The organism is Streptomyces sp. enrichment culture, from assembly GCF_964272855.1.
GTDB lineage: Bacteria > Actinomycetota > Actinomycetes > Streptomycetales > Streptomycetaceae > Streptomyces.
The window spans coordinates 8,143,763-8,169,524 of the sequence record NZ_OZ186847.1; the positions used below are offsets into that span (position 1 = coordinate 8,143,763).

The window sequence follows — 25,762 nt, forward strand, 5'->3', positions numbered from 1 at the left end:
CGGGCGTCCTGTGCCTCGTAGGCGCGGCTCTCGCCGCACTCGGTCTCCGCACCGGCGGAAATCCGTCCCGGCACTGAACTGCCGTACCACCGCGCTACGTTGACGAAAGGCGGCGGCGCCCCGGCGGATCCGGGCGCCGCCGCCCCGCCGTGCGGCCGCCGCCGGTGGGGTAACGTCCCGACGAACCAGCCGAGGCAGCACGAGGAACGAGGAGAAGCCGACATGGCCGGCCGGGCACACGAGGCCGTCATGGGCACCGCGGCACACACCGCCGCACCGACCTGGGCGGAAGAACTCCTGGACCATCTGCGGCCCACCGGTCGCGACCCCCGCCGGGTCGTCGACTGGCTCGCCGAGACCGCGGCGGCCGACGTCTGCCTGCACGACGGAACCGGGACCCCGCTCGCCGGGCGGCCGGTCCCCCCGGCGGACCCGGCGCTCGTCGCGGACATCGCGGCCGGCCGGATCGCCTCCGCCGCCCTGGAGGACCGGGGACGCCATCTGCGGCTGATCCGGGTGGCCCTGCCGCCGCCCGCGGTGGCGGCCGTCCTCACCGTCGCCCGCGCCACGCCCTTCGACCGGCGTACCGCGGACATCGTCACGCACACCGCCGGCGTCCTCGAACTGCTGCTGCGCGCCCACGAGACCACCGTCGCCGGACACCGGCTGCAACGCGCCGCCTCCGACCTGCGGCTGGCGATCCTGCAACTCCTCATGGTCGAGGACACCGTCTCCGCCCGCCGGGTCGCCGCCGGACTCTGGCCCGGCCTCCTCGACACCGACACGGCCTGCGTCTACGTCGCCGAGTGCCGCCCCGAGCAGCGGGACCGGCTCGCCGAGGCGTGCCTGGCCGCCACCGAGGAACGGGCCCTCGTGGTGCGCTGTCCCGCCGTGGACGGCCACGTCATCGTCGTCACCCCGGGCGACCCGGCCGCGGCCGCGCTGCGGTCGCTGATCGACGGCCGCCCCGACACCTACCTCGGCGGCAGCGCCCGGCAGTCCCTCGCCCAGACCGCCGCGGCCTACGGGCAGGCGGTCAGCGCCCTCGCCGTCGCGCACTTCCGGTCCGACCGGGCCGCCGTCTACGCCGAACGCACCCACCCAGAACGCCTGATGGACCCGGAGGCACTGCGCGACTGGACCCTCGCCGTGCTGACGCCCCTGGACCGTCTCGCCCACCACGCGCGCGCCGAACTCCTCGCCACCACCCGGCTGGGCCTGGAGTTCACCGCCGTCAGCACGGCGAAGGTGCTCGGCGTCAGCCGCAACACCGTCCGCGCCCGCATGGAACGCGTGGAGGGCCTGCTGTGCACCGACTTCTCCGACCTCGCCGTACGGGCCGCCGTCCACCTCGCCCTCAACACCCAGGCCGGCCTCGGCGACGGCCTCGACGGACCCGCCGGCGCGAGCCGCACCCGCCTCGGCGACCTGCTGGCCGGGCCGGCGGTGCGGAGCTGGGCGAGCGCCCTGCTGGACCGGCTCGACACGGACGGCCGCGCGCTGCGCCGCACCCTGCGCGCCTGGATCGCCGCCGGCGGCAACGCCGAACGCGCCGCCCAGCACCTGGGCGTCCACGCGCAGACCGTCCGCGAGCACGTCCGCGCCGCCGAACCCGTACTGGAACGCCAGCTCCTCGCCGGTGGCAGCGACCTGTACGACGTCGTCCTCGCCCATCTGGCGCTCGGCGACCTGCCCGTGCCCGCCCTGCACACGGCAGACGGCGACAATCCGGACTCACCTGTGCACGGGTGAGTCCTCCGTCCGCCGAAGCGGGCACCGACGCGGTTCCCAACCGCTCCGCCCGGCACGTAGGTTTCCAGACACCGGGACGGCGCGACCGGAACGGGGGACCGGTCGCGCCTCCGCGGAAGCGACCGCTTGATCGCGTGACAGGGCCTCAGGTCCGCGCCCGTCAGCCTTCCACGGCCGGGTGCGTGCGGCGAGCTCCGTTCAGCACGGAGTCGAGCAGGCCGCTGCCGACCTGGCAGTTTCCACCTCGGCGGCCGGTCAGCTGGTGACGGTCTTCGCCTTGACGCCGGCGTTGTCGGCGCCGGTGACGGGGGCCCTCACCAGCGGCCTGGATCGGCGGTCGGCACTGCTGATCGCATCGGGCGTGTTCGTGATCGGCAAAGCCGTCACCGCCTCAGGCACCGGTCACGAGGTGGTGATGGGCGCCCGGATCGTCACCGCCGTGGGAGCGGGCGTCATCACCTCCGCCGCCTCCAGCACCGCGGCGGCCATCGCTTCGCCCGAACGCCGTGGCCGGGCCCCGGCCTTCGTGCCGGGCGGCCTCACCTCGGCGACCGCGCTGGGACTGCCGCTAGGCACGCTGATCGGCCGCACCGACTGGCACATCACCCTGTGGGCCGTCGCCGGGATCGGCCTGCTGCGATCGCCGGCGTCACCGTCGGCCTCCCCAGGGTGACGCTCCCCGCCACCTCGCTGCCCGACCGACTGCGTTCGCTCAAGCAGGGCCGCGTACTTGCGCTGCTGGCGGTGACCTCCCTGGCCTTCCTCGGCGCCTACACCCTCTACACCTACATAGCCCCGGCCCTGCGGGACGCCACCGGCGGCAGCGAGTCGCTGCCGACCCTGATCCTGCTGGCCTGGGGCGTCGGCACCCTGGCCGGGAGCATCACCGCCGGACGCCTGGTCGACCGTCACGACCCCGCCCGCGTCCTCACCGGCTCCCTCGCGCTCGCGGCTCTCGTCCTGGCGCTGACCCCGCTGGCGACACGGGCCCTCGCGCCCGCCCTGGTCTGGGCGGTGGTCTGGGGGGTGAGTGTCGGCGGCGCCGTCGTCCCGCAGCAGCACCGGCTCGTCGCCCTCGGCCCCGCTGCCGCGCCGGTCCTGCTCGGCCTCAACTCCTCCGCGCTCTACGTCGGCGTCGCCCTCGGCGGCGGTCTCGGCGGGCCGGCGCAGGGGTGGTTCGGGCTTGCCCCGGCCGAACTCGGGCCGGTCGCTGCCGGCGTCACCGTCCTCACTCTCCTCTGGCACCTGCGAACCAAGCGTCGCCCCGTCGCCCTCGCCCCCGTTATGCCGGCGCCTGCCTCGACCGGCCCGGAGAAGTCCAAGGCGTGACCGGTCCCGTCAGGTCGTGTCACTCGCCGAGTCAGCGAACCTGCGAGTCGTTTGTCCTGGTGTGTCCCCGGACAAGGCGGGTACCCGGCTCGCAGCGACAACCGCGAGACATTCACCGGACGAAGGAGGAGGCCCGAGTGACCAGCAGCACCGAGACCGGCGACGTGACCGGCACCGCGGACAAGGACTACAACCTCATCTGGTACGTGGAGGCGTGCCTCAGCAACGCGCTGCGCCTGGAGAGCTACATCCAGGACGCGGAGCGCGCCAAGGACACCGAGGTCGCGGAGCTGTTCCGCAAGGCCCAGTCGGACAGCCGCAAGGGCGCCGAGCTGGGCAAGGAACTGCTGCGGGCCCGGCTGAGCGAAGGCTGACGGGCACTCGTCCACCAGGCCCGGCCTCCGGTGAAGCCCCGGGGGCCGGGCCTCGCGCCGTCCTCGGCCGCTGCGGGCGGGTAGCCGGAACGTCTCCCTTCGTGCCCTCGTAGACCCCCAAGAGGACTCCGCAGGGGTCTGCGGGTCTCTGCGGTCACGACGGGGGGAGCCGGGGCGATGACCGGATCACAGCGGACGCCGGGCGGTGCGGAGCGCAGGCGGGAGATCCGCAGGCGCGAAGCCCGGGTGCGGGCCGCACGCCGCTCCCGGCTGGAGGCCGAGCGCAGGCGCCGCACCGGGGTGAGCTCGGTGGAACTGGGGCGCCGCGCCAGGCTGCGGCGACGGCGTGCGGGGGCGGTCGGCGCCCTTCTCGTCGGCATCGCCCTGCTGGCGACCGGTGCGTTCCGGATGGTGGAAGTGACACGCGCCACGGACACCGCGCGGGAGTTCCACGCCGCCGAGCCGTGCGACGGCGCCGCCGACACGGACTGCCTGCGTACCGTCGCGGCGACCGTCCGGGACACCCGGAGTGCCGACGGCAGGCACGTGCTCCGGCTCGGCGGCCCCCGCCCGGTGCCCGCCGAGGTCACGCTCGAGGACCCGGAGCCGCTGCTGACGGAGCTGCGCCCCGGCTTCCGGGTCGACGTGACGCTCTGGCGGGGCGAGGCGACCGGCATCGCCCGGCAGGGCGTGCGCCAGGACACCACCGGCGCGCCCCGCGAGCTCTCCGAGTACGCCACGGCCCTCGCCCTGCTCGCGGCCGGTCTGTACGGCATCGGGACGGGCGTGGTCGTGCTGCGCCGCGGCGCGCGCGAGCTGCCCGGCGGGTTCGGCTCGTGGAGCGCCGTTGCCTTGACCTCCGTGGTCGCCACCATCCCGGCCGTCGGCTACGGCCACCTGCTCGGCGGACCGGTCGCGGCGGCCGGGGTGTGGCTGCTGTTCCTGCTGGTCACGGGGCTGGCCCTGCACTGGTTGGAGATGCGCTGACGGCACGGCCCGACCAGCGGCTCAGGGCAGCGGCTGCTCCGCCCAGATCACCTTGCCGCCCGGCAGATAGCGAGTGCCCCAGCGTTCGGCGAGCTGGGCGACGAGGAACAGCCCGCGACCGCCCTCGTCCGTCATCGCCGCGTACCGCAGATGCGGGGCCGTGCTGCTGCTGTCGAACACCTCGCAGATCAGGCTGCGGTCGCGCATCACCCGCACCCGGATCGGGGCGCCGCCGTACCGGATGGCGTTGGTGACCAGTTCGCTGAGCACCAGCTCCGTGGTGAACGCCAGCTCCTCCAGCCCCCACTCCGCCAGCCGCCGGGTGACCGAGGACCGCACCCGCGCCACCGCCGCCGGATCGCACGGCACGTCCCAGGAGGCGACCCGGTCCGGGCCCAGCGCGCGGGTACGGGCCACGATCAGCGCGATGTCGTCGCTGGGCCGGGCCGACAGCCGGGTGTCCACGACGGCCCGGCAGGTGTCCTCCGGTGACGGCCCCGCCCGCTCCAGCGCGTCGCGCAGCAGTTCGAGACCGACGTCGATGTCCCGTCCCCGGTCCTCGACCAGCCCGTCCGTGTACAGCACCAGCCGGCTGTTCTCCGCCAGCTGAAGATCGGCCGTCTCGAACGGCAGGCCGCCCAGGCCGAGCGGGGGACCGGCGGGCACGTCGGGGAACTCCACCGAGCCGTCCGGCCGCACCACGGCGGGCGGCGGGTGCCCCGCGCGGGCGATCGCGCAGCGCCGCGAGACCGGATCGTAGATCGCGTACAGACAGGTCGCGCCCGTCACCGGGGCGCTGCCGCCCTCCTCGGACTCGTGCTGGTCGATCCGGGTGACCATCTCGTCCAGCAGCGTCAGCAGCTCGTCCGGCGCCAGGTCCAGCGTCGAGAAGTTGTGGACGGCGGTCCGCAGCCGGCCCATGGTGGCCGCCGCGTGCAGCCCGTGCCCGACGACATCACCGACCACCAGCGCCACCCGGGCGCCCGGCAGCGGCAGCACGTCGAACCAGTCACCGCCGACCCCGGCCTGCGCGGGCAGATAGCGGTAGGCGACGTCGAGCGCGCTCTGCTCGGGCAGGCTGCGCGGCAGCAGACTGCGCTGCAGGGTCACCGCCATGGTGTGCTCGCGCGTGTAGCGGCGCGCGTTGTCTATGGAGACGGCGGCCCGCGCGACCAGCTCCTCCGCGAGCGCCAGATCCTCCGCGTCGAACGGCTCCGGCTTGCGCGCCCGCCAGAAGTTGGCCAGGCCCAGGATCAGCGAACCGGCCCGCAGCGGCGCGGTGATCAGCGAGTGGATGCCGTACTCCAGCACCTGCGCGGTGCGCTCCAGGTCCTGCGCCTGCCAGCCCGGGGCCTTGTTCAGCCGGGGCTCCAGGATCGCCTGCCCGGTGCGCAGGCTCCGCGTCTGCGGCGAGGAGGCGACGAACCGGATCCGCTGCCCCACCGGGTACAGCGGCGCGTCGTCCCGGATCCCCCCGAAGGCCGTACGCCGCAGATCCGGGCCGGCCTCCGGCTGCTCACCGGCGAGCACCGCGTCGAACAGGTCGACGGTCACGAAGTCCGCGAACCGCGGCACCGCCAGCTCCGTCAGCTCCTGAGCCGTACGGGTCACGTCCAGGCTCGTGCCGATGCCCACCCCGGCCGCGTACAGCATGTCGAGCCGTTCCCGCGCCACCTCCGCCCGGCCCGACAGGGCGCGCAGCTCGGTGGAGTCGCGCAGCGTCGCCACACTGCCGGGCGGGCCGCCCTCCAGGTCCGTGGGCCGCTGGTTGATCGCCAGCAGCCGGTCCTTCACCAGCCGCACCTCGTCCGTGGCTACCCGGCGGGAGGACAGCAGCTCCGAGGTGGCCGGATCGAGCCCCAGCTCCCGCACGTGCCGCCCTTCCGCGTCGTCCGGCAGGTCCAGCAGCCGGCGCGCCTCGTCGTTGGCGAGCAGCAGCGCGCCGTCGCCGTCGACGATGAGCACTCCCTCCCGTACGGCGTGCAGCACGGCGTCGTGGTGCTCGTACATGCGGGTCATCTCGCGCGGTCCCAGCCCGTGGGTCTGCCGCAGCAGCCGCCGGCTCACCAGAGCGGTCCCCGCCGTGGCCACCGCCAGCCCCGCGGCCGCTGCGACCAGCACCAGCGGCAGCTGCCGGTCGGCGGCGCCGCCCACGTGCTCGGTGGTGATCCCGGCGGACACCAGCCCGACCACCGTCCCGTCGGGTGCCTCGACCGGCACCACCGCCTGCACCAGGTGCCCTATCGTGCCCTTGACCTCCTCGGTCACCGAATTGCCGCGCAGGGCGGGCGCGATGGTGCCGACGAACCGCTTGCCGATGCGGTCGGGCAGGGGATGGGTGTAGCGGATGCCGTCGGTGTTCATGACGACGATGAAGTCGACGCCCGTCGCCTCGCGCGTCGCCTCCGCCTGCGGCTGGAGGACGGCCGTCGGATCCCGGCTGTTCAGCGCCGCCCGGGTGCCCGGCGCGTTGGCGAAGGTCTCGGCGACGGACAGCGACCGGTTACGGGCCTCCTGGGTGCTGTCGTAGCGCGCCTGCAGTACCAGCGCCGTCACCGCGGCGGCGACCAGCACCAGCACGACGACGACCTGGAGCACGAAGACCTGCCCGGCGACACTGCGCCCGCTCAGCACCGAGCGCAGCCCGGCTCCCGGACCCTGCCCGTCCGGGCCCCGCCGCGCTCCCGGCTCGCCCTCCACGAACGCCCGCGGCACGCGGTGAGGACGCACGGTGCCCGGCGGTCCGGTGGACCGAGACCGGGAACGACCCAAATGTCGGACCATGTGCCCTGTCTACACTCCCCGGCCCGGGGAGGCGAGGGCGTCACCCGGGGCGGCGTCCGTCCGTGGCCGCGCTCACGGCGCCTCACCGGGCGCGCCGCGCCGGAACGCCAGCAACAGCGCGATGTCGTCCGGCCGGTCGACGGCGTGCCGGGCGGTCGTGGTGAGCCGGTCGGCGACCTCCGCCAGCCAGCGCCCGCCCGGCTGCGGCGGCGGAGCGCCGGCCTCGGCCAGTGCCAGCCGCAGCGCGCCGATGCCGTCGTCGATGTCGCCCCCCGGCCGCTCGACGAGTCCGTCCGTGTACAGCGCCAGCAGCGCGCCGGGCGCCATCGGCAGCTCCGTCACCGGATAGTCGGCGTGCGTGTCCACCCCGAGCACCACCCCGCCCGGCACGTCCAGCACCTGGGTGCGGCCGTCCGGGTGACGCAGCAGCGGCGGCAGATGGCCCGCCCGTACGAACCGGGCGACGCCCGTCAGCGGGTCGAGCCGCACATAGCAGCAGGACGCGAACTGGCCCGGGTCCAGGTCGATCAGCAGCCGGTTCGTGCCGCTCAGCACCTCGTCGGGCGGCCGGTCGTCCAGCGCGAAGGCCCGCACCGCGCTGCGCAGCTGCCCCATGGTGGCCGCCGCCTGCACCCCGTGCCCCTGGACGTCGCCGATGACCAGCGACACGCCGTCACCGGACGCCACCACGTCGTACCAGTCCCCGCCGACGTCCATCCCCTGCGTGCCCGGCAGATACCGGCCCGCGGCGTCCACCCGGGGGTGCACCGACAGCCGGCGGGGCAGGAGGGCCCGCTGCAGGCCCCGGGCCAGCGCGGCCTCCGTCTCGTAGCGCTGGGCCTTCTCCATCGCGTGCGCGATCACCCCGGCGAGCGCGGTCAGCACCGTTCGCTCCTCGGTCCCGAAGCTGCGGGCCCGGTCGAAGCCCAGGATGCACGATCCGACCGGCCGCCCCGAGGCGATCAGCGGCAGGAAGGCGCGGGAGCCCTCCGCCGCGTCCAGCGGGATGCCGGGGTAGGCCGCCGCCAGCTGCTGCATCGAGTCGAAGAACAGGGGCTGGCCGGTGGTCAGTGTCTCCACCCCCGGCAGCCGGGCGTCGAGGCCGACCCCCTGGAACGGCGCCAGGAACCCCGGCGGGAAGCCGGTCTCCCAGGCCAGATAGAGATGCCGGTCCTGGAGCAGGTAGATCGCGAGCCGACGGCCGCCGAAGGCGGGCAGCAGCTCCTGCATGACCACCGCGGAGACCTGCCGGGCGGTGACCGCCTCGGTCAGGGCCAGGGCGAGCACGATCGGCCGGTACACCGGGGAGGCCGCGGCCGCCGCGGCCTCGGGAACCTCCTGTACGGGCGGCTCCGCAGCCGGCACAGCGGTGCTCTCCGGGCCCGTCGCGAGCGCCACGGAGCAGGTCAGCACATCGGGGCCGGGATGCACGGAGACGGACAGCCAGTCACCGTCGTACGACGGCGACGGCTCGCCCGGCGGGGGCCGGCCGGTGGCGTTCTCCCGTTCCTCGGGCGGCGGCCTGCGGACGTGGAAGTGCACCGGTTCGGGGGCGAGCAGGGCCGCCCGCAGATGGTCCTCGAAGGCGGGCTGGCCGAGCCACGGCACGCCCTCCCAGAGGGGCCGCCCGAGGAACCGGGCCCGCGGCTCGCCCAGCAGCTCGGCGGCGCGCGGGTTGGCGTGCACGATCCGCCCCAGGCGGTCCAGCGAGAACAGCCCCTGCGGCAGCAGGTCGGCCGCCGTGTCGGCCACCGAGCCCGCGTCGACGACGGCGCCGTCCACGCCGGACGGCGTCCACAGCTCCACCCGCAGCGCGGTGCCCTCGGCGGTCCGCACATGCAGCGGCGCGGCCGGACGGGAGCCCCGGTCGGCGGTCTCCCGCAGCAGCCTCAGCACCCGCCGCGCGTCGTCCGCGGCCAGGGTCCGCACGAGATGGCGGACACCGCCCGGCAGCTCGCAGGGGGACAGGCCGAGCAGCGTCAGCAGGGTGTCGTCGGCGGTGACCACGTCCGCCGCCGGGTCCCAGGAGAACCGGCCGACCCGCAGCGTCGCCGGACCGGTCGCCGGGGGCGGTACGCACACCGGGTCCTCGTCCCACGTGAGGGCCGTGCCGTCGGCCTCCAGCAGGCGCACCGCGGCACCGAGCTCGTCGGCCAGCTCGGCCAGCCGGTCACGCGCGGGCAGCAGCTCCGCGGCGTCCGGCACGGCGGGCCGCAACGCGGTCAGCACGCCGAACGGGCCGGCCGCCCCGGCGACCGGCACGCAGACAGACCCGATGGGGAACGGCAGGGCCGCCGCGAACTGCGGGTAGCGGCGCATCGTCTCGGTGGCGTTCGGCAGCACCACCTGAAGGCCCAGCCGGTAGGCGTCGGTGACCGGGAAGCGCCGGTCCGCGTGCACCCGCCACCAGGGCCGGTACAGCGCCCCCGGTAGTCCCGCGAGGGCCGCGAGCCGCAGCACCCGGGGCGACCCGGACCGTACGTACACCCCGGCGGCGCGGGCCCCGACGGCGTCGATCGACTGGATCGCGGCGTCGGTGAGCAGCGCGGTCAGCCGTCCGTGGGTCCCGCTGCGGACCCCGCCGCTCCCAGTCATCGGTCCTACCCCGTCCCTGCGCGCCGTCGCGCGGCGACACAGCAAGGATGCGACAGGACGGCCGCCCACCGCACGCGGGCGTGCGCCCCCGCCGCCCGGCCGTCCCGACGACTCAGGGGACGCGCAGGGTCCGCTTGGCGAGTTCGAACGCGGGCAGCATCGCCTCGTGCTCCTCGTCGTCCAGCCCGCCCAGGGCCAGGACGACCGGTCCGTCCGGCGTGACGACGGCGAGCGCGCGCTCCTTGCTCGACTCCTCAAGGATCTCGCTGGTCCGGAGGTATGCCACCTCGACGCCGTCGACACCGCCCGACCGGAAGGCGCTGTACCGCTGCTTGTCGAGGCTGACCACGTCACTCGCCTCCGCGGTCACGAAGCCCTCCAGGACGGTCCGGGCGTCGTCGTCGCCCGGCTCGCCGGTCCAGACGCGGAGGAAGCCGATGTTCCCGGCGGGCTTGGCGTCCACCTCGCAGGCGGCGGTGACCGGACCCTGCCGCAGCATCGAGTCGGCGATCTCGGCGGCCACCTCCTTGCCCAGGTCGTCCGGGTCGGCCGAGCTCTCGGCCTCCAGTTCGTCGACCTTGGCCGCGGCCTCCGCCGAGTCGATCGCCTCCGCCGTCCAGTCCTCCGCGATGTCGAAGGTGACGGGCAGTTCGCAGGCGGAGCCGGCGGCGCCTATGCTGCCGCCGCGCTTCGCGACCGCGGGGTCCGTGTCCGAGGACGAACCGGCCGACGCGCCCGGCGACGCCGTGCCATCCGGCTCGGCGGTCTCCCCACACCCCGTCAACACCATGACACCGACGGCGGCCACGGCCATGGCCCGCCCCGTTCTCCCCACCCCGACCAGCACGTTCCCGTCCCCTCTCACGTTCAGGCGCGCCACTGTATCCGAGGCCACCGACAATGGCCGCCGGGGTGGTCGGCCGATGCCCGCGCTCAGCCGGAGAGGGCGGTGCGGGCGGCCCGGACCGCCTGGTCGGCGTACGACCGTCCGAACAGCACCACATGGACCAGCAGCGGGAAGAGCTGGTGCAGTGCGACCCGGTCCCGCCAGCCGTCGGCGAGTGGCGCGGCGTCCTGGTAACCGTCGAGGATCCGCTCGAGGTGCGGGCAGCCGAAGAGCCGCAGCATGGCCAGGTCGGTCTCGCGATGCCCGCCGTGCGCGGCCGGGTCGATGAGCCAGACCCGCCCGTCGGCACCCCACAGGACGTTGCCGTTCCACAGGTCGCCGTGCAGCCGCGCGGGCGGCTCGTCCGGCCCCGCCAGACCGGGCAGCCGCTCGCAGACCCGCTCGAACACGCCGGCCTCGCCGGAGGGGAGGGCGCCGTCGTCCACGGCGCGACGCAGATACGGCAGCACCCGGTGCTCGGCGTACCAGCGTGCCCAGTCGGCGCCGGGGACGTTGCGCATCGGCGCCGCCCCGATGGCGGCCTCCTCGGGCCCGCCAGGCGGCGGCGCCCCGAAAGCGGGCGCGCCGGCGGCGTGCAGCGCGGCCAGTTCCCGGCCGAACCGCGCCGCCGCGTCCGCTGCGGGCGGACCGTCCGGCACCCGGTCGATGACCAGCCACCGCCCGTCGTGCCCGTGCACGGCGGGCACCCGCACCGCGCCCGCCTCGGCGAGCCACCGCAGGCCCGCCGCCTCCGACCGCGCGCCGCCCGGCGCGTCCTGCCGCTTCACGATCACCACGCGGCCGTCGTCGAGGGCGGCCTCGGCGAGCGCCCCGGACACCGCGCGCGTCCCGGTCACCGCGCGGCCGGTGCACCGCGCCGCCACGTCCGCCGGCCCGTACTCTCCGTCCACTTCACGCACGGCCACCAGCGTACGACCGGCCGTGCCGCTCCCTCGTGTTGCCGAACCGGCAAAGATGTTTGCCGCACGTCCGGGACCGGTCCAGGCTCGGGGGTGCGGGCCGCGCTCGCGACGGCTCGACTCGACGGCTTCCGGCCGCACCCGGCACGACAGGCCCCACTCGGCACGACAGGGGCCCGCCCGGCACAACAGGCCGCACCGACACAGGAGGACGCACCATGACCCACACCCCCGCGACGGACCGCCCCGCCGACTTCTGGGAGGGCTTCTACCGCAACGGCAACCGCATCTGGAGCGGCCGCCCGAACCCCCTGCTGGTGCGGGAGGCGAGCGAACTGTCCCCCGGTGCCGCGCTCGACCTCGGCTGCGGAGAGGGCGCGGACGCGGTGTGGCTGGCCTCCCGCGGCTGGCGCGTCACCGGTGTCGACATCTCCGCCACGGCCCTGGAGCGCGCCGCCCGGCACGCCGCCGAGGCCGGCGTCGACGAGCAAATCGCCTGGGTGCGCCACGAGTTGGGCGTGAGCTTCCCCGACGGCACCTTCGACCTGGTCAGTGCGCAGTTCCTGCAGTCCCCGGTCGAACTCGACCTGTACCGGATCCTGCGCCGCGCCGCCGCGTCCGTCGCACCCGGGGGCACGCTGCTGATCGGCCTGCACGGCAGCTGGCCGAGCTGGCAGCACGAGCCGCCCTTCGAGGCCGACTTCCCGACGCTGGACGGCCTCCTCGGCGAACTCGCCCTGCCCGAGAAGGAGTGGACCGTGGTCACCGCCGACGCCGTCCGCAGGCCGCACAACTCCCCGGACGGCGTCGAAGGCTTCCGCGAGGACAACGTCTGGCGACTGCGGCGCGCTTAGGGGACGTCTCGCCGATCATGCCGGGCTCGCGGCGCCTGGCACCGCGCCTCGCCGCGTTGTCGTCACTCGCCGATTCCCCCAAGCTCTCGGCTCCGCTCGAGCAGGGGGGACCCCCATCGCATCGGCTCCCTCCTCCGCCTTGCGATGCACGGCACCAGGCGCCGCTCCCTGATCCGGCCTGATCGACGAGACACCCCCTAGGGATCGCGTCCTTCGCTTCGCCGGGGGCCGGCTCGCGTCCCATCGGCATGGACACGCCGGGAAGAGACGACGAGACGTGGTTCTTTCCCTTCGGGCTGGACGGAGAGCTCCGCCGGCTGCTGCGCGGATCGCAGCGCGCTCGCAGTGCCGCGCCCCCGGTGGTGCCTTCGTCCCGGCCCTGCCTGCGCCGCGCACCCGCGACTGGGTCCTGGTCGCGCTGTCCGTGCCGAGCTCCTGCGACGTCGTCCTGGCGCTCGCAGTGCCGCGCCCTGCGACGTAATCCCGACGCTCCCCGCGCCGCACACCCTGCGGCGCCCGCGTGATCCTGCGCACCCTGTACCGCGCTCCCGTGACGCCGTCCGGGCCGCCCTTTCTGTGTGCGCCCCCGCGCCCTCACCCTCCCCGCCACTACTCAGCCGCGCCCCGCAACACCGCCCCGACGGCGCCCCTCGTGCCGCCCCCGGCGACACCCCCTGCCCGCGCTCCCGGCCATCCCGTGTGATCGCCCGCCGCGCGGGAACTCGGCGTTCATGAGCGAACAGGCGGGCATCCTCGGGTCCTACTGGCTCCAGACGCTGCCGCCCGGCGATCCGGCCCCCGCGCCGGAGGGCGATCTCACGGTCGACGTCGCGGTCGTCGGCGCCGGGATGGCCGGGCTGAGCACGGCGTGGGAGCTGGTGCGGCGCGGACGCCGGGTCGCGGTCCTGGAGGCGGACCGGATCGCGGCGGGCGTCACCGGGCACACGACGGCGAAGCTCAGCGCGCAGCACACCCTCATCTACGACCGGCTGCGCCGCAGCCGCGGCGAGGAGGGGGCGCGGCTGTACGCCCGCTCGCAGGCGGAGGCCATCCGCCGGGCCGCGGAGATCGCCCACGAGCTGGGAGTCGACTGCGACTGGGAGGACACCGCCTCGTACACGTTCGTGCAGGGCCGCCACCGGGTCCCCGAGCTGCGGGCCGAGGCGGAGGCCGCGCGGGCGGCGGGCCTGCCGGCCGAGTTCGTGACGGAGACCGGTCTGCCGTTCCCCGTCGCGGGCGCCGTCCGGGTCTCCGAGCAGGCGCAGTTCCATCCCCGCAAATACCTCCTGGCGCTCGCCGACGGCATCCGCCGCGGCGGCGGACAGCTGTACGAGGGCACGCGCGTGGTGGGGCTCAGCGAGGGGGAACCCTGTGTGCTGACCACGGACCAGGGCGTGCGGATCACCGCCCGGGACGTCGTCGTCGCCACGCACTATCCCGTCTTCGACCGAGCCCTGCTCTTCACGCGGCTCTCCCCGCGCCGGGAACTGGTCGTCGCCGCGCCGGTGGACGCGTCCGACGCCCCCGACGGCATGTACATCACACCCGAGCACCGGACCCGGTCGGTGCGGACCGCGCCGTACGAGGACGGCCGGCGGCTGCTCATCATCACCGGCGAGCACTTCACCCCGGGCACCGGACGGGACGTGGAAGAGCGGTTCGCCACGCTCACCGGCTGGGCTGTGCGCCACTTCGGCGAACTGCGGATCACCCACCGGTGGGCCACCCAGGACAACGACTCCACCGACTCCGTACCGCTCGTCGGACCCCTGCACCCCGCCGCCCACCACGTCTACGTGGCCACCGGCTTCGGCGGCTGGGGGATGACCGGGGGAATCATGGCGGGCCGGCTCCTCTGCGACCAGATCACCGGACGCGACAACCCGTGGAGCGGCCTGTACGACCCGCGCCGGATCGCCTCCGTCGTGCGTGAGGGCGGACAGTTCCTGAAGAACCAGGCCAAGGTCGCCCGGCACTTCGTGGGCGACCGGCTGACCTCGCTGCCGCACGGCGGCCGTACACCGGTCGACGACCTCGCGCCGGGCGAGGGCGTCGTCGTCCCGGTCGGCGGCCGGCACGTGGCGGTCCACCGCGACGAGAGCGGGCAGCTCCACGCGGTCGCCGCGCGGTGCACCCACATGGGCTGCCTGGTCGCCTTCAACCGGGCCGAGGGCGCCTGGGAATGCCCCTGCCACGGCTCCCGCTTCGCGCCCGACGGCAGCGTGCTGCAGGGTCCTGCGGTACGTCCGCTGCGGCCCCGGAAGATCTGACGGCGGCGCGGAGCACGGCTGACGCCGACGGCGGCGGGCGTACCCGCCGCCCCGCGTTTGGCCCCCGGGCGACGGGGTCACTCGGGCGTCGATCCGGAAAGCGAACCTTGCCGCAGGGAGTGAACGAACGTGGCGCGCGATCAGAAGGCCAAGGCGAAGATGGAGCAGGCCAAGGGGAAGGTCAAGGAGACCACCGGCCGCGCGGTCGGCGACGGGAGCACGGCGACCGAGGGCCGGATGAAGAAGTCCAAGGGCGACCTGCGCCAGGCGAAGGAGAAGGCGAAGGACGCGTTCCGTGAGTGAGACGCCGCAGGCGTGACCGGGCCGGGTCCCCCGCGTGGCGGGGCACCCGGCTCCGTCGTGCGCGTGTCGCTCTCGGGGCGGCTGGGTCAGATGCCGCAGGTGGACGCCGACCAGTACTGGCTCGCGCGGTGGTCGACGTGGGTGTGGTCGTTGTGCCCCGGGTAGCCGGGGCCGAGGATGCCCCGGAAGCCGTGGTATCGGGCCTGCTTGGCCAGGGTGCACAGCGAGTGCGGTCCGGCGCCCAGGTCGGCCGCGTCGCCGTAGAGGTGACGGCTGTCGCTCGCGCCGCCGACGGCGTCGTTGCAGGCGTAGGACCGGAAGCCGCTGGTGACCGTGATCGGCTGGTCGCCGAGCGCGTGCCGCAGCGCCTCCAGCTTCCACATGGTGCGCAGGGCGTTGGACTTGGCGGTGGCGGCGCTGACCGCGCCTCCGGACCAGGTGGAGTTGCAGTCGTTCAGCTCGCTGTAGGCGAAGTGGATCGGCGTGCAGTCGTCGTCCTGGAGGGCGTACAGCTTGTTGTAGGTGTTGGTGCCGGCGACACCGTCCGCGGACAGGCCGTAGGCCGACTGGAAGCGCTTGAGGGCGGCCTCGGTGGCAGGCCCGAAGCTGCCGTCGACGGCCAGTGCGGCGCCGTAGCCCGCGTAACCGCCGAGCCGGATCTGGAGTTGGGTGACGTCGGCGCCCGAGGCGCCCTGGGAGAGGGTGCGGGTCCAGGTGTAACAGCCGTCGGCGTGTGCGGTGCCCGCCGTGGCGACGGTGCCGGCGAACGCGCCGGACAGGATCATGACAAGGGCGGCGACGAGTCGTGCCGTGCGTCTGAGCATGCGACCTCCAGGCCGGTGGTGAGGTGAGCCACTGCCGAACGTGAAGAGCTGTGGGAAGGGCTGTGTGACGCGCGTCAACCATGGGGCACGGGCGAGCCGGGGCGCAAGGGTGGGCGGAGCCGGCCGGCCGTCGCGCCGGCCGGCTCCCGCGGATCGCCCGTCACCAGGGCTGCCCTTCCCGCAGGCAGACCACGTCCGCCGACCGCGCGGCCGCGTGCAGCGCGGCAATGGTCGACCGGTGCGCGACGAGCGACGGCTCCGTCAACTCGTCCGGCGGGACGAACGCGTACCGGTCGTGCTCCGGGCTCAGCCGGATCCGCCGGCCGGTGGCGAGAGTGCCGCCGTGGAAGTAGCAGTCGAGGACCGGGCCGGTGCCCAGGACGTCGACGCGGTGGTCGATGCCGATCAGCCGGGGCTCGTGCCCGATGTCGACGCCCGTCTCCTCCAGCGCCTCCCGCCGCGCCGCCGTCCACGGGTCCTCCCCGTGGTCGAGCATCCCGCCCGGCAGCCACCACTGACCGGCCCTCGGCTCGTCGGGCCCGTAACGCACCATCAACAACCGCCCCTGACTGTCGTAGAGCAGGACGCACGAGGCGACGAGCGCCCGGGGCTGCGTCTTGACCCATTCCTCGCGGGGCATCCAGCCGTCGGCCATGTCAGTCCCTCCTCGCGGCCAGCGTGCGGGCCGCGGCCCCGCGCAGATGCTCGGTGAAGACGGCGGCCGGGTCCGGGACGCCGAGGCGGTGCAGCGTCACCATGGACGTGACGATCACGTCGCAGACCTCCGCCGTCACGTCGTCCCAGGTGTGGCTCGCGCCCTTGCGCGGATTGGTGCCCGTCGCGCCGATCACGGCCTGGGCGGCCTCACCGAACTCCTCCCCGATCTTCAGCACCTGCAGCACCGACCGCTCTCGGGCCGGAAGATGGGCGGTCGCCTCGTCCAGGAACGCCGCCAGTGCGGCCGTGACCTCCCAGTGGTCCTTCTCCACGAGCACCCCTTCCGGCGGGCCGACCCTCGTCCCGCCCTCGTCTCGTGAACGAGCCCCGCCCACCGGGGGAGACGGGTCCAACCGGCCATTCACCGAGGCCGGCAGGCACCGGGCGGAGGCCGCCGACCGTCCCGCGAAGGGGCGTTGTCAGTGGTCGCCAGTAAGTTCTTCAGTGTCCCGCCGGTCCGGCGAGGGCTTCCCTTGTGCTGCAAAGGAGATGGTGCGTTGTCCGACTTCGAGAGGTCGAGCACGGCGCGGGTGATCCCGCCCGCCCGACCGCGCAAGCTCGCCAAGGTCCCGTTCGTGGAACTGGCCGACGGACGCCTCCAGGGCGTCGTCTCCAGCGGCTCGGACATCGGGCGGGTCTACGTCTCGTCGGTCGCCGTCGGGACGTACGCGTACGCGTGCAGCACCAACAACAACCGGCCCTGCGGCGGCGCGCGCGGCGGCTTCTGCAACCACATCGGCGCGCTGATCAACGAGGCCGTGCTCCAGTACGGCGCCGAACGCGTCGCCCGCTACCTGCGCGTCGACGTCGGGGACGACGAGGTCACCGCCCCGACCATCGCCTTCACCATGCGCGGCACCCGCCCGTCCCCGGCGGACAGCAAGGCCGCCGCGTCGGTCTTCAGCCGGTTCCTGCGCCACCTGGCCTACCTCGAACTCGCCCCCACCACCACGCCGTTGCCGGAGATGCAGTGGTTCCCGCCCACGAGGACGGTGGCCTGATGCGGCTCGACCTGCTCACCGAACCGGTCGACGGCCTCGACGAGGCCCTGGCCGCCGTCGACGCCTTCGACCGGACCCTGGTCGGCGGCCTGTTGCGGCCCCGGCCCGACCAGGCCGAAGGCCTGCTGGGGCTCGCCGACGCGGTCGCCGGAAGCCCGCTCGCCGCCCGCGTCGCCGAGGCCGCCGAGAAGGCCGCCGCGGGCGCCGCGAGCGAGGACCACTTCATCGCGCTCGCCGCCGCCCGCACCGCCCTCCTCGGCTCCGTGCACGACGCGCTCACCGCCCGCGCCGACGAGGCGACCGGCCGCACCCGCGACGAGGCACCCGCCCCGACCGCCGCCGAGGAGCAGACCCCCAACCTGCTTGCCGCCGCCCGCTCCTGGCTGAGCGACCTCGCCCGCACCGGCTGGCAGGGACTCGACCACGACGTGGTCTCCGGCTCGGCCCAGGTGGTCTCCGCGATGCTCCCGGACCCGGCGCTGCGCCGCCTGGCGACCCTCGTCGACGGCTTCGCCGCCGAACTCGCCGCGTCCTGCCCCGGCGCCTCCCTCGACCGGACAGCCGTACGCCGCTGGGCCGACCTGTGGGCCCGCGGGATGTTCCTGACGCTGCCCGGCGCGGCCGCCACGCCCGCCACCGACACCGTCACCGGCCGGCTGCTGCCCCTCGGCGTCGACGTCCAGGAACACGCCACCGCCGCCCAGGCCCAGGTCCACGCCGTGTTCGAACCGGCCGGCGGCACGCCCCGGCTGGTGCGGGCGAGCGTGTCCGTGCCGAAGCCCGACACGGTCCTCGGCGCCGGTGTCTGGCAACTGCTGCGCCCGCACATGTCGCTCCTGGCCGCCGCAGGCGAGGGCCGGTCCATGGACCTCACCGACATGCCGGTCACCGCCGAAGGCGACCTGATCTGGCAGGACGACCACGCCCGCCCGGGGGAGCCGGCCGACGCCTTCGCCACCGCCCGCGTGGCCCTGCCGACCGCCACCACGCCGCCCACCGCACCCCTGGACCGCCACCCGGTGCGCCTCGCAGAGCCCGTGTTCCTGGAGGGCTACGCCGCCGAACAGGACGACGACGAGACGGTGACGTTCACCTTCGCCGGACACCGGCTGGCCGTCGACACCGACCGCATACCGACCGCCGGCCCGCTCACGCCGAAGGCCGTCGCCGCGTCCGGCGCCTGCATAGGGCTGCTCCGCTGGGACGCCGGACGGTTCGTCGTCCAGCCGCTCGCCGTGGAGACCACCGTGCGGAAGAAGACGGTCGCGGTGCACGCGGCCGCCTGGGCAGGCGGCACCACCGACAAGGCGGGGGTCAAGGCCGAGAAGGCCGCCACCGACGCGGTGGCCGTGCTGCGCGAACGCGCCGGAAGGCTGCTGCGGAAATGACCGACCACACCACCGAAGAGCCCGCCCTGCCCGACGCGGACGAGAACCGCCGGCAGGTCCTGTACTGGCGGCTGCTCGCCCGCCTCTTCGACCACGAGGAGCAGGCGACCCTTGAGTCCGCCTCCCTCGCCGTCGTCGAGGACCTCGGACTGCCGCCCGCGCTGCTGGACCCGCAGGCCTCCGTCGACGCCATCGTGCAGCGCCACCCCGAACTCGCCGCCGAGTTCGACGGCCTGATGGTGCCCGAACCCGACGAGGACGACCGCGACCGGGCCGCCGAGGTGCGCCGCGCCGCGCTGGTGTCCAAGGTGCTGCTCAACGTCTTCACCACCGGCACCGGCACGGTCACCGCCGGGCAGCTCGCCCGCTGGCAGTCCGACGCCGGATGGCTGGAGCGGGCCCTCGGCTGCAAGCCCGGTGAGCTGCGCGGCGGACGCGGCGCGGGTCGCGGCGCCGGCGGGGGCCGCGGCGCCGGCGGGGGAGTGAGCCCGACCGGCACCGGAGCCGGCTTCCCGACGCCCGACCTCGGCACGCTCATCCCGGCGATCGGCCCCGAACTCGGCGCCCTCGAAGCCGACCTGGTCAAGCGCATGCAGCTGCGCGAGGTCCTCGCCGACCCCCAGCTCGCCGCACAGCTCACCCCGAGCATGTCGCTCATCGAGCAGCTGCTGCGCGACAAGAACAACCTCTCCGGCGTGGCCCTCGCCAACGCCAAGGCGCTGATCCGCCGCTTCGTCGACGAGGTCGCGGAAGTACTGCGCACCCAGGTCGAGAAGGCCTCCGTCGGCACCCTGGACCGGTCGATCCCGCCCAAGCGGGTGTTCCGCAACCTCGACGTCGACCGCACCATCTGGAAGAACCTCACCAACTGGGACCCGGAGGAGGAACGGCTCTACGTCGACCGCCTCTACTACCGGCACACCGTCCGCAGGACGACACCCCAGCGGCTGATCGTGGTCGTCGACCAGTCCGGCTCGATGGTCGACTCGATGGTCAACTGCACCATCCTGGCGTCGATCTTCGCCGGACTCCCCAAGGTGGACGTCCACCTGATCGCCTACGACACCCAGGCGCTCGACCTCACCCCCTGGGTCAACGACCCCTTCGAGACCCTGCTGCGCACCAACCTCGGCGGCGGCACGGACGGCACGGTCGCCATGGCCCTGGCCCAGCCGAAGATCGCCGAACCGCGCAACACGGTCGTGGTGTGGATCTCCGACTTCTACGAATGGCGGTCCGAGCCGCTGTTCGAGAGCATGGCGGCCATCCACCGCTCCGGGGCCAGGTTCATCCCCGTCGGCTCGGTCACCAGCTCCGGCCGCGGCAGCGTCAACCCGTGGTTCCGGGACCGCTTCAAGGACCTCGGCACGCCGGTCATCTCCGGCCACATCCGCAAGCTCGTCCACGAGTTGAAGACGTTCCTCGCCTAGGGCGACCCTCCTTCACTCGCATCTCGCTTGTCTTCTCATCTTTCTTCTTTTTTCTCACCGAAAGGCCCTCCCATGTCCGACCTGCTGCGCGCCCCCGCCGAGATCAAGTACGCCGAGGAACTGGACTGGCTGGAGTCCATCGACGACAACCCCAAGCCGTTCTCCTGGCGGCTGTCGCCCAAGATGATCCGGCTGTTCATCCTGGGGTCGGAGCGCGCCGACGGGCTCGACCGCGAGGTCTCCCAGAAGTGGTTCGGCGACCGCAGCATCGTCGAGCGCGCCATCGTCACGCTCGCCTCCGACCGGGGCCTGCTGCTGATCGGCGACCCCGGCACCGGCAAGAGCTGGCTGGCCGAGCTGCTGGCCGCCGCGGTCTGCCGCAACTCCACGCTGGTGGTGCAGGGCACGGCCGGCACCACCGAGGACCACATCAAGTACTCGTGGAACGTGTCCATGGTGATCGCCAAGGGGCAGTCCCGGGAGTCGATGATCCCCTCGCCGATCATGACCGCGATGGAGTCCGGCGTCATCGGCCGCTTCGAAGAACTCACCCGCTCCACCAGCGACGTCCAGGACGCGCTGATCTCCATCCTCTCCGAGAAGTACATCTCGGTCCCCGAACTGGACAGCGACAACATCGTCTTCGCCAAGCCCGGCTTCTCCGTCATCGCCACCGCCAACAGCCGCGACCGGGGCGTCAACGACCTCTCCTCCGCGCTCAAGCGCCGCTTCAACTTCGTCCGCATCCCGGTCGTGACGAACAAGAAGAGCGAGGCCGAGATCGTCCGCTTCCGCACCGAGGAACTGCTGCGCCGCCACCAGATCGAACTGGACGTGCCGCCCACCCTGCTGGACGTGCTGCTGCAGAGCTTCTCCGACCTGCGGGCCTCCGCGGCCGCGGCCGCCAGCGACGACGAGAAGCTGGAGTCCGCGCTGTCCACCGCCGAGCAGATCGGCGTCCTGGAGGACGCCATCCTGCACAGCAACTTCTTCGGCGAGCGCTCCCTGACCGCCCGCACCCTCGCCTCCTCGCTCGTCGGATCGCTCGCCCGGCGCGAGCCCGAGGACCTGGCCATCCTCAACAAGTACCTGCACGGCGTCGTCGAGCCGCGCAGCAAGGAAGAGGGCGGCTCCTGGCCGGAGTTCCTCGAGGGCGGCCGCGACGCGATCGCCACCCTGTCGTGAGCGCGCCGACCAGCACGGACAGCGCCGTGAACGAGGGAACCTTCACCGCCCTGCGCAGCCAGCTCCAGGAAGCCGCCACCGCGTTCGCCGACGGGCCCGACGCGCTGGAGGGCATCCTCCTCGGCATCGTCGACGACGTCGACCGCGCGGTGCGCGAACCACTGGAGATCTTCCCGGTCTGCCACCACTCGCCCGCCTCGGCGCTCGCCATGGCACGCCGGCTGCGCGAGAAGCAGCCGAAGGTGGTCTACCTGGAACTCTGCGAGGACATGGCGCCGCTCCTGACCGAGCTGCGCAACTGCCGGCTCCCCGTCGCGGTGCAGGCGTTCGCGACCGAGGTCGACGGCTTCCCCACCGAGTGGGCGCCGCTGTCGGTCGTCGCCCCGATCACCGAGGCGTCGGCCGAGTACCAGGCGATCGCCTACGCCCTGGACACCCCCGGCGTCGAACTCGTCCTCGTCGACCGTTCCTCCGACCACGTCTTCCAGTGGCAGGAGACCAAGGACGAGTCCGCCGGACCCGCCGACCCGGACGCGCCGCCCGCCGAGGAGGAGGCGGCACTGCACGGCGACGCCGTCGGCGTGGAGATCGGCGACCTGCGCCCGCGCTTCGCCGAACTGGAGGAGCACCTGCTGCGGCACGGGCGGGTGCGGCACTGGTCGGAGTGGTGGCACCAGTACGTCGAACTGCCGCTCGGCGACAGCGACCACGACACCTACCGCCAGGTCATGCTGCTGATCGGCAGCCTGTTCCGGCGGCTCGCGCCCGGCGACCCGCACCGGGTCCGCGTCGACGAGGACCGCGAACGGTACATGTGGACGCGGATGCGCCGGCACCTCGCGGCGACCGGCACCGACCCGGCGGACGCCCTCTACGTGTGCGGCGCCTTCCACGCGGCCAGCCGGGTCGAGGAGTTCGGCGTCCACGGCGCGGACACCTTCCAGATCAGCCCGCCCAGCGCCACCAAGTGGCAGCACGGGCTGATCCCCTCCAGCCACGCGGCGATCGAGACACAGTTCGGCCTGGCCGCCGGCTCGGTGTCCATCGCCGCGACACAGTGGACGAAGAACCTCAAGCGCACCCGCGTCAAGCCGTACCGGCTCGCCGGGCAGGCGGGCACCAAGACGCCGAAGAAGGCGGCGAAGACCGCTCCCGCTCCCGTCCCCGTGCGCGCCGAGGAGGCCGCCGCCTCCGACAGGCTCACCGGGTTCCTGCAACGGCCACCCGTGCTGGACCGCCTCGACGAGGCGGAACTGCTCGGCTGGTCCGTGGAGATCGTGCGCGCCGCCCGCCGCAACGGCTACCTCGCCTCCACCGCCGACGCCATCGCGGTGTTCGAGACGTCGATCCTGCTGGCCGGGATGCGCGACCGGGCCAAGCCCACGCCGTACGACTTCCAGGACGCGGCGATCACCTGCATCGAGAAGGACACCGTGCCCGGCCGGCGCGATGTGCGCCGGCTCGTGGAGATCATGCTCGGCGGCGACCGGATCGGCCAGGTCGGCTACGACGCCCTGCCGCCGCTCGCCCGCGACGTGCACGACCGGCTCGCCCCGCTGAACCTGAAGCTCCAGCAGCGCGGCGTCCAGCGGGCCCTGCTCGACATGGCGTCCCGGCCGGAACTGGAGCAGTGCTCCGACGTGCTGTGGATGCTGCGATACCTGATGCCGCACGGCGCCGCGCGCCCCATCATGGGCGAACGACGCCTCGGCGAACGCTCCATCCAGGAGTCGTGGGACTTGGCCCTCGGCACCCACCAGCGGGCTCTGATCGAGCTGGGCTACGAGGGCGTCAGCATCGAGCAGGTCCTCGAACAGCGGCTGCGGCGCACCGCGTACGGGCCGCAGGCGACCACGGCGACCGTCCTCCAGGCCGTCGAGGACGCCACGCTCTACCTGGGCAGCCGCCGCCTCGCCGACGAACTCGGCCGGCACGCCCTTGAGGTGCTGGCGACCGAGCGCAGCGTCGACGGCGCACCGGAGGTGCTGCGCCGGGTGCGCGGACTGCTGGCGTACTACCGCACCAGCGAGCCGTCCCTGCCGGCGTGGATCGAGTCCTTCGTCAAGACCGGTTACGCCCACTACTGCACCCTGCTGCCTACGGCGTTCACGGACGACGACGCGAGCGTCCGGCAGGTCGCGGCCATGCTGGGCTTCCTGTTCAGCATGGAGAGCCTCGCCCTGTCGCTCGGCTGTGACCGCAACCAGCTGGAACTGGCGGTCGCCCAGTCGCATCCGGAGGACCCGGCGAAGACGGCGCTGCTGTGGGCGGCCAAGACGCAACTCGGCCACCTCTCCCGCGCCGACCTGCGGGCGCGGTGCGACGAACTGCTGGGCAACCCCCTGGTCGTCCCCGCCTATCCGCGCTACCTCAGCGGATTCCTGCACGCACTGGAACCGGTGCCCGGGCTGGCCGACTTCGTCGTCGAAGCCGTGTCCAACGCGTTCGCCCGGCTGCCGGACCCGGTGCTGCTGCCCTGGCTGCCGACCCTCATCACCGGCCTCCGCTCCGGCGGCGCCGACCTCGCACCCCTGCTGATCCGCGAGGCCGGACGGGTCTTCCCCGGCCGGCTGGCGGACCTGGACACATGGGTCCCGCCGTGGCGCGCCGCCCCGGCCCCGGCCACCCGCCCGTCCCGCGACCGCTCGGCCGGCCCCCGCGGCCTGCCCCTGCTGGCCGCGCACCCCGCGACCTGCGACGCGGTCGCGAACCTGCTCGGCTGCGACGACACCTGGCAGACGACGGCTCCGGCCCCGTCCGGCGCGGCCCTCCTCACCCGCCACCCGCGGACCGCGGAGGCATTGGGAGCGCTACTGGCCACACCGTGACGGCAGAACCGGCAACGACCGAAGCCGCCGCTCCCTCCGGGGCGGCGGCTTCGGCACGTGGGGGTCCGGTCCGGCGTCGTGTATCACGGGCCACGCCACCACCGGCAGCTCCGGCAATCCGAGCACGGGCGAGATGAAGGTGTTCGCCTCCGCACCCCACATGGTGGCCCACACCAGTTCGTACCTCTCGCCCAGCTCCAGGAGCCGAGGCCCGTGAGCGGCGTTGAGCCACACCCGCAAGGGTTTCACCGCCGCCGGCGGTGCGGCTTCGCCGCATACGGATTGAGAGGTCCGTCGACGTCCAGGTAGAGAAGGGGGCGGGGCATCGGGGTGACCATGGTCAGCGGGACCAGTAGTCCCGCTCCGGCAGTTCCACCCACACGTCCGGCGGGCCGACGATCGCTCGGGCGTCGGTCGGGCGGAGGCCGGTGTACGCGCAGGAGTAGGCGACGGCGTTGTGGCGGTAGAGGTAGGAGAACAGGACCTCCTCGGGGGTCGGGTCCGGGCCGGGGCCGCCGCCCGGGTGGAGGTCCCAGCCCTCGATGACGCCGTCCCGGGCGATGCTGCCCTGGTTGCCGCTCTTGGGGTTGGCGTACAGGCCGTAGCTGACGGTGCCGACGGACAGCCGGGTGTGGACGCCCGGCATCGACGGCGCGTAGCCCCAGGGCTGGGTCAGGACGCAGCCGCCCGGCACGGTGGTGACGCCGACGAGCGCGAGGCTCTCGTCCAGGTCGTAGGAGTACGGATCCTCCACGAGTTCGTCCACTTGCTCGCCGTCCGCAGGGGTCGCCTCCAGCCGCCGTATCGCCTCCTCGGCGTCGATTCCGGCGACGCAGGCCAGCCCGATGCCCTCGGAGTGGAACCTGCCCAGCGCCGCGACGAGGCGCCTGCCCTCCTCGGCCGCCGCGCGTTCCGCGTCCGTCAGCCCGCGTTCGCCCTCCGGCAGCGGGAAGAGGCCGGGCGTCGGACCGGCCAGGCTCAGCCGGCCCGCCGACCAGCCGCCGACGAGCGGCCGCCAGGGGTCCGCGCCGGCCTCGGCCAGCGCCCGGGCGTTCTCGGTCCGGTCGGCGTGGACGGCCTCCCACAGCGCGGTCACCCCGTGCTCCATGGCGTCCACGTCCGTCACGCGCCGGGCCAGCTCCGCGACCACCTCCGGCGAGCCGAACAGCGCCGCCCGGTGCAGCGGCCGTCCCGTGCCCCACACATCGGGATCGGCGCCCTCGTCCAGCCGCCGGCGGATGTCGTCGTAGTCCTTCCAGCTGTCCCAGCCCACGCCTGCCCAGCCGTCGTTGCGACCTGTCACCATGCCCCCTTCGGTCTTGCCGCGGGCGTCAT

The 25,762-nt window shown here is 74.0% G+C and carries 21 protein-coding genes and 1 pseudogene; 13 read left to right on the top strand and 9 right to left on the bottom strand.

The window, feature by feature from the left end; all coding sequences use genetic code 11:
- Positions 1-222 precede the first annotated feature (222 nt).
- The 5 genes from ACSU6L_RS36375 to ACSU6L_RS36395 all read left to right on the top strand — a co-directional run bounded on the left by ACSU6L_RS36375 (position 223) and on the right by ACSU6L_RS36395 (position 4,442).
- Positions 223-1,752, top strand: coding sequence for a helix-turn-helix domain-containing protein (locus tag ACSU6L_RS36375; protein WP_437063908.1), 1,530 nt, complete (start codon positions 223-225; stop codon positions 1,750-1,752).
- A 178-nt stretch (positions 1,753-1,930) separates the two neighbouring features.
- The gene (locus ACSU6L_RS36380; protein ID WP_437063910.1) at positions 1,931-2,425 is read left to right on the top strand and encodes an MFS transporter; all 495 of its coding nucleotides are present in this window, start codon (positions 1,931-1,933) and stop codon (positions 2,423-2,425) included.
- Complete coding sequence (locus tag ACSU6L_RS36385) at positions 2,422-3,081, top strand: MFS transporter (protein WP_437063912.1); 660 nt, start codon at positions 2,422-2,424, stop codon at positions 3,079-3,081. The genes ACSU6L_RS36380 and ACSU6L_RS36385 overlap by 4 nt, the downstream gene beginning before the upstream one ends.
- A gap of 137 nt (positions 3,082-3,218) precedes the next feature.
- Positions 3,219-3,455 carry a hypothetical protein gene (locus ACSU6L_RS36390; RefSeq protein WP_073943841.1) on the top strand — a complete coding sequence of 79 codons (237 nt, stop codon included), beginning with the start codon at positions 3,219-3,221 and terminating at the stop codon, positions 3,453-3,455.
- A gap of 177 nt (positions 3,456-3,632) precedes the next feature.
- Positions 3,633-4,442: a hypothetical protein gene (locus ACSU6L_RS36395; RefSeq protein WP_437063915.1), complete on the top strand. Its 810-nt coding sequence runs from the start codon at positions 3,633-3,635 to the stop codon at positions 4,440-4,442.
- 21 nt (positions 4,443-4,463) lie between these two features.
- Here ACSU6L_RS36395 and ACSU6L_RS36400 read toward each other — a convergent pair whose 3' ends face one another.
- The 4 genes from ACSU6L_RS36400 to ACSU6L_RS36415 all read right to left on the bottom strand — a co-directional run bounded on the left by ACSU6L_RS36400 (position 4,464) and on the right by ACSU6L_RS36415 (position 11,627).
- Positions 4,464-7,226 carry a SpoIIE family protein phosphatase gene (locus ACSU6L_RS36400; protein WP_437063916.1) on the bottom strand — a complete coding sequence of 921 codons (2,763 nt, stop codon included), beginning with the start codon at positions 7,224-7,226 and terminating at the stop codon, positions 4,464-4,466.
- 72 nt (positions 7,227-7,298) lie between these two features.
- Complete coding sequence (locus ACSU6L_RS36405) at positions 7,299-9,821, bottom strand: SpoIIE family protein phosphatase (protein WP_437063918.1); 2,523 nt, start codon at positions 9,819-9,821, stop codon at positions 7,299-7,301.
- Positions 9,822-9,933: 112 nt separating this feature from the next.
- Positions 9,934-10,668: a lipoprotein gene (locus ACSU6L_RS36410; RefSeq protein WP_437065168.1), complete on the bottom strand. Its 735-nt coding sequence runs from the start codon at positions 10,666-10,668 to the stop codon at positions 9,934-9,936.
- A gap of 86 nt (positions 10,669-10,754) precedes the next feature.
- On the bottom strand, positions 10,755-11,627 hold the full coding sequence (locus tag ACSU6L_RS36415; RefSeq protein ID WP_437063920.1) for a fructosamine kinase family protein: 873 nt from the start codon (positions 11,625-11,627) through the stop codon (positions 10,755-10,757).
- A 218-nt stretch (positions 11,628-11,845) separates the two neighbouring features.
- Between ACSU6L_RS36415 and ACSU6L_RS36420 the strand changes: the two genes are divergently transcribed.
- The 3 genes from ACSU6L_RS36420 to ACSU6L_RS36430 all read left to right on the top strand — a co-directional run bounded on the left by ACSU6L_RS36420 (position 11,846) and on the right by ACSU6L_RS36430 (position 15,054).
- On the top strand, positions 11,846-12,481 hold the full coding sequence (locus ACSU6L_RS36420; RefSeq protein ID WP_437063922.1) for a class I SAM-dependent methyltransferase: 636 nt from the start codon (positions 11,846-11,848) through the stop codon (positions 12,479-12,481).
- A 731-nt stretch (positions 12,482-13,212) separates the two neighbouring features.
- Entirely contained in the window at positions 13,213-14,751 is a 1,539-nt protein-coding gene (locus ACSU6L_RS36425) for an FAD-dependent oxidoreductase (protein WP_437063924.1), read from the top strand.
- A gap of 129 nt (positions 14,752-14,880) precedes the next feature.
- The gene (locus tag ACSU6L_RS36430; RefSeq protein WP_437063926.1) at positions 14,881-15,054 is read left to right on the top strand and encodes a CsbD family protein; all 174 of its coding nucleotides are present in this window, start codon (positions 14,881-14,883) and stop codon (positions 15,052-15,054) included.
- Between the two features lie 86 nt (positions 15,055-15,140).
- Here ACSU6L_RS36430 and ACSU6L_RS36435 read toward each other — a convergent pair whose 3' ends face one another.
- From ACSU6L_RS36435 to ACSU6L_RS36445, 3 genes are all read right to left on the bottom strand, one after another.
- Positions 15,141-15,878, bottom strand: a complete 738-nt coding sequence (locus tag ACSU6L_RS36435; RefSeq protein ID WP_437063928.1) for a D-Ala-D-Ala carboxypeptidase family metallohydrolase — start codon at positions 15,876-15,878, stop codon at positions 15,141-15,143.
- Between the two features lie 160 nt (positions 15,879-16,038).
- Positions 16,039-16,533, bottom strand: a complete 495-nt coding sequence (locus tag ACSU6L_RS36440; RefSeq protein ID WP_437063930.1) for an NUDIX hydrolase — start codon at positions 16,531-16,533, stop codon at positions 16,039-16,041.
- A gap of 1 nt (position 16,534) precedes the next feature.
- On the bottom strand, positions 16,535-16,867 hold the full coding sequence (locus tag ACSU6L_RS36445; RefSeq protein WP_437063932.1) for a MazG-like family protein: 333 nt from the start codon (positions 16,865-16,867) through the stop codon (positions 16,535-16,537).
- Positions 16,868-17,092: 225 nt separating this feature from the next.
- Here ACSU6L_RS36445 and ACSU6L_RS36450 point away from each other — a divergent pair, with 225 nt between their 5' ends.
- The 5 genes from ACSU6L_RS36450 (at position 17,093) to ACSU6L_RS36470 (ending at position 24,427) form a co-directional block, all read left to right on the top strand.
- Positions 17,093-17,596, top strand: a complete 504-nt coding sequence (locus tag ACSU6L_RS36450; RefSeq protein WP_437063933.1) for a hypothetical protein — start codon at positions 17,093-17,095, stop codon at positions 17,594-17,596.
- Positions 17,596-18,984: a hypothetical protein gene (locus ACSU6L_RS36455; protein ID WP_437063935.1), complete on the top strand. Its 1,389-nt coding sequence runs from the start codon at positions 17,596-17,598 to the stop codon at positions 18,982-18,984. Before ACSU6L_RS36450 ends, ACSU6L_RS36455 begins: the two co-directional genes overlap by 1 nt.
- Positions 18,981-20,414, top strand: a complete 1,434-nt coding sequence (locus ACSU6L_RS36460; RefSeq protein WP_437063936.1) for a vWA domain-containing protein — start codon at positions 18,981-18,983, stop codon at positions 20,412-20,414. Before ACSU6L_RS36455 ends, ACSU6L_RS36460 begins: the two co-directional genes overlap by 4 nt.
- Positions 20,415-20,486: 72 nt before the next feature.
- The gene (locus tag ACSU6L_RS36465) at positions 20,487-21,599 is read left to right on the top strand and encodes an ATP-binding protein (RefSeq protein ID WP_437063938.1); all 1,113 of its coding nucleotides are present in this window, start codon (positions 20,487-20,489) and stop codon (positions 21,597-21,599) included.
- A gap of 26 nt (positions 21,600-21,625) precedes the next feature.
- Complete coding sequence (locus ACSU6L_RS36470) at positions 21,626-24,427, top strand: hypothetical protein (RefSeq protein WP_437063939.1); 2,802 nt, start codon at positions 21,626-21,628, stop codon at positions 24,425-24,427.
- A gap of 63 nt (positions 24,428-24,490) precedes the next feature.
- Here ACSU6L_RS36470 and ACSU6L_RS36475 read toward each other — a convergent pair.
- Positions 24,491-24,753 (bottom strand): annotated as a pseudogene (locus ACSU6L_RS36475) (hypothetical protein); the annotation flags it as partial.
- 14 nt (positions 24,754-24,767) lie between these two features.
- Positions 24,768-25,733: an ankyrin repeat domain-containing protein gene (locus ACSU6L_RS36480; RefSeq protein WP_437063941.1), complete on the bottom strand. Its 966-nt coding sequence runs from the start codon at positions 25,731-25,733 to the stop codon at positions 24,768-24,770.
- Positions 25,734-25,762: the final 29 nt, after the last annotated feature.